Below are 3,402 nucleotides of genomic sequence, written 5' to 3'. Positions count from 1 at the left end.
TCAGCGGGCTTCGCGCTCGCGGCCGATCTGGCGTTTCTCACCATGGGCGGCGCGCTGAAGCGCCGCGAACTGATCTCGGCCCGTTTCGGCGACATCCTGTCGGAACTCTATCTTCTCTCGGCAGCGCTCAAGCGTTGGGAAGATGAAAAGCGCCAGCACGAGGATCTGCCGCTTCTGCGCTATTGCATGGAAAGCGGATTTCAAACGATCGAGAACAGCTTCGCGGCCATCTTCGCAAACCTTCCCAGCCGCCCTGTGGCGTGGTTGCTGAAGTTCCTCATCCTGCCGCTCGGGGCGCGCGCGCTCGGGCCCTCCGATGCGCTGATCGCCCGATGCGCCAATATTCTGCTCGAACCTTCCGCGACCCGGGACCGTCTGACATCCGGGCTCTATCGCGGCAGTGGCGACGAGGGATTGGCCCGACTGGATCGGGCCTTCACGTGGGTCACCCAGACGGAAGTCATCCGCGACAGACTGAAAAATTCAGGCGAACGCGATTGGCGTTCGGCGCTGGAGCGGGGCCTCATCTCGCAGGACGACGCATACCGTCTCGAGGAAACCGAGAAGGCCGTTGCGGCCGTGATCGAGGTGGACGATTTCGCCCCCGAGGATCTCGCACCCTTGAGCGAGGGTGCCGCGGCTCAGCAGAAGGACTTCCGCTCATTGATCCAGGGAGAAGCTCGTCTCGATTTCGCGGGCCAATGAAGCCGGAAAATCAGCCGCCGCTCGCGATCCTGTCGACGAAGCTCTCGCTCAGGCGCGTTTCGCCAAACCAGTTGACGCGGTTGATGCTGAGGAAGCCCGCATCGATGACCTCGTTTTCGTCACCGCTTTGTGTGGTGTGCGGGCGACCGCGCGGAACCGTGATGATCGTTCTGTCCCCGTCCACCTCCAGCACTTCGGCGGCGCGCCCGATCTTGTCGCGCCCGATGCGGGGTTGTCGAATTCCGGCAGGAAGCGATGTGGGCAGGTTGATGCTCAGCCAATGTCCGTCGATGGCCCATTCGCGCCGCGATTCCCAGAGGGAGCCGATCAGGCCGGCAAGCCAAGGCTCGTCACCGGATTTGTATTCGGGATTCTTGACCCGCGAGAATCCGATCGCCGGAATGCCCCAGAACGTTGCCTCCCGGGCGATCCCCAAAGTGCCCGAATAGGCGAGATCCTCCGCCACATTGCGCCCATCGTTGATGCCGCCAAGAACCAGATCGGGCTTTTGGTCGTCGGCGAAGAGCCACGTCATGGCAGTCACGACGCAATCGGCCGGTGTCCCCGAGCAGGAATAGCGGCGTTCCCCTTTTCGGATCATCGTCAAGGGTTTGGCGATGGTCAGCGACGCGCTGGCGGCGGTGCGCTTGGCATCCGGCGCCACAACCCAGATGTCCTCGCTGACGAGGCTTGCCGCGCTCACAAGGCGCGCCAAGCCCGGCGCCTCGATGCCGTCATCGTTGCAGACGAGAATCCTCATGATCTATCCCCCGCGGTAACGGTGATGGTCTGGCCGGTGCGGCACCGGGTGTCGAGCGTCGGAATGTGCAGCGCGAGTTCGGCGAGGCTCGCGGGCGCGCAGGAATGACCGAGCGCTTTCGGACGGCCGGCCTTCTCCCATATGCCCACATTCCCCGAAAGCGTCGGATGGGTCGRCATGCGGATCCAGTCCGCACGGCCGCTCCTGTGGATCACATCGGCGGGCGACCCCGCGGGCAGATGTCCGGTCAGCAGAATCGGAAAACCGGCGGCGTCGGCGCGTGGCAGGAGGCGGGAGGACGGGCCGGCTTCGCCCATGCCGTCATCCGCCAGGAGCGGACAGGAAGGCAGCGGATCGGCATCGTTCCAGTCGACCGCGCCGCGAAGACGCTGGCGGAGCACCTCCGACATGCCGGGCAGCAAGGCGCGGCTTGCATCGATCTGCGCCTGAAGCGAAGGGCGCATGCCCGCATGGATCGCAAACCGACCGGAGAGCCCGGCCATCAACTCCAACGATCGCCCGGAGAGCGGCGTCGGCAACAGGCAACCCTCCGCATGGTCTTCGATCCATGCAGCGATCGCTTTCGCGCGCGTCGCGCCCGCCACCGGATCGGCGCCGTAGGACGCATCCAGCATCAGGAGGTCGCATTCCGGGATATTATCCATGACGAAGACGCTGCTATCCGGCACCACATCGCCCGCATAGACGAGCCGGGACAAGCCATCGTGGACGGCAAACCAGACGCCCCCGACTACATGCCCGGAACACCCGGTCCCGATCGTCAGATCGCCGCACCTGAGCGTGTCCCCGGGCTCGAAAATTTCGACGAGGTCATGCGGAAACGGAAATCGCCGCAGGTCATCGGCATCCGCATAGCCTGCGAGCGTCGCAGGCGCCTCCGCGCGGGTTTCCTCCGTCATGAGAATGCGGCCGCGAAAGCCCCGGGAGAGCAGCCAGCTCAATCCGCCGATATGGTCCTCATGGGCGTGCGAAAACAGAACAGCGTCGAACCGATCGGCCGCGCCCGTGAGCGCCGGATAGTACTCCGCGCCGGTTGCCCCCACCTTGATTCCCACATCGAGCAGGATGTTCTGGCCTCCCGCTCTGACGCCGACGCTGGTCCGGCCCTTCTCGCCGAAACCGCCGAGCAAGTCGATCTGCATCATGGCGCCGACCCCGCGACCGGAATGAGCCATCCCGACTTGATGCGAATGCGCGCGCTCGTTCCTGCGCTCAGCGTCACCGGGTCCGGTTGCTCGAAGTGGAGATCGTGAACGGGGCTGGAGACTGGAGACAATTCGATCCGCGCCGCGCCGCCCTGATAGACCACGCGTTTCACGAGGCCATCAAAACCCTCGTCATTCGGTCCGACCGTTGAGAGATCCGCGGCGCGGCAGCATATCTTGGCGTTCTCGCGCGGTCTCTCGTCCGGCCTGCAGCGAACGACGACCTCCTGGCCGAGTACACGGACACGACAATGGCCAGCCTCCGCCGCCGTCAGGACCTGAGCCGGCAAGAGGATGCCTTGCGAAATGAACGACGCGACCATTTCGTTCGCCGGCTCCTGATAGAGCTCACGGGGAGCGGCGAGTTGCGCCAGCCGTCCGTGATCCATCACGGCGATCCGGTCGGCGAGCGCCATGGCCTCCGACTGATCGTGCGTGATGTATACGATCGTGGTCCCCGTGCGCTTGTGGAACGCCGCGAATTCGTCCTCCATGGAGGCGCGCAGATGCACGTCGAGATTGGCGAGAGGCTCATCGAACAACACGAGCGAGGGAGTTGCCACGAGACAGCGCGCGAGCGCCACGCGTTGACGCTGACCGCCGGACAGGTTGGCGGGCCTGCGATCGCCGAAGCCTTCGAGATTTACCAGTGCCAACRCATCCGCGATCTTGCGTTCGCGAAGAGCCTTCTCGACCTTCGCGACCTTCAGC

4 protein-coding genes are annotated in these 3,402 nt (G+C 64.6%); 1 reads left to right on the top strand and 3 read right to left on the bottom strand.

Annotated elements, in window-relative coordinates; genetic code table 11:
• The coding region (locus AC1DVM_RS22795) for an acyl-CoA dehydrogenase domain-containing protein (RefSeq protein WP_477258370.1) at window positions 1-705 on the top strand (705 nt) is incomplete at its 5' end.
• A gap of 10 nt (window positions 706-715) precedes the next feature.
• Here the strand turns inward: AC1DVM_RS22795 and surE are convergent.
• From surE to AC1DVM_RS22780, 3 genes are all read right to left on the bottom strand, one after another.
• Window positions 716-1,465: a 5'/3'-nucleotidase SurE gene (gene surE, locus AC1DVM_RS22790; protein WP_477258368.1), complete on the bottom strand. Its 750-nt coding sequence runs from the start codon at window positions 1,463-1,465 to the stop codon at window positions 716-718.
• Complete coding sequence (locus AC1DVM_RS22785; protein WP_477258372.1) at window positions 1,462-2,628, bottom strand: MBL fold metallo-hydrolase; 1,167 nt, start codon at window positions 2,626-2,628, stop codon at window positions 1,462-1,464. The genes surE and AC1DVM_RS22785 overlap by 4 nt, the downstream gene beginning before the upstream one ends.
• A partial coding sequence (locus AC1DVM_RS22780; protein ID WP_477258366.1) for an ABC transporter ATP-binding protein occupies window positions 2,628-3,402 on the bottom strand: 775 nt, incomplete at its 5' end. The genes AC1DVM_RS22785 and AC1DVM_RS22780, both read right to left, overlap by 1 nt.

This window comes from Microvirga sp. P4_A5, assembly GCF_056402495.1.
The sequence above is the reverse complement of the archived record's forward strand: the minus strand, read 5'-3'. Positions and strand labels throughout refer to the sequence as shown.

Coding starts and splice junctions, on each gene's coding strand:
- surE (WP_477258368.1), bottom strand. CDS start 1,465: ATGAGGATTCTCGTCTGCAACGATGACGGCATCGAGGCGCCGGGCTTG.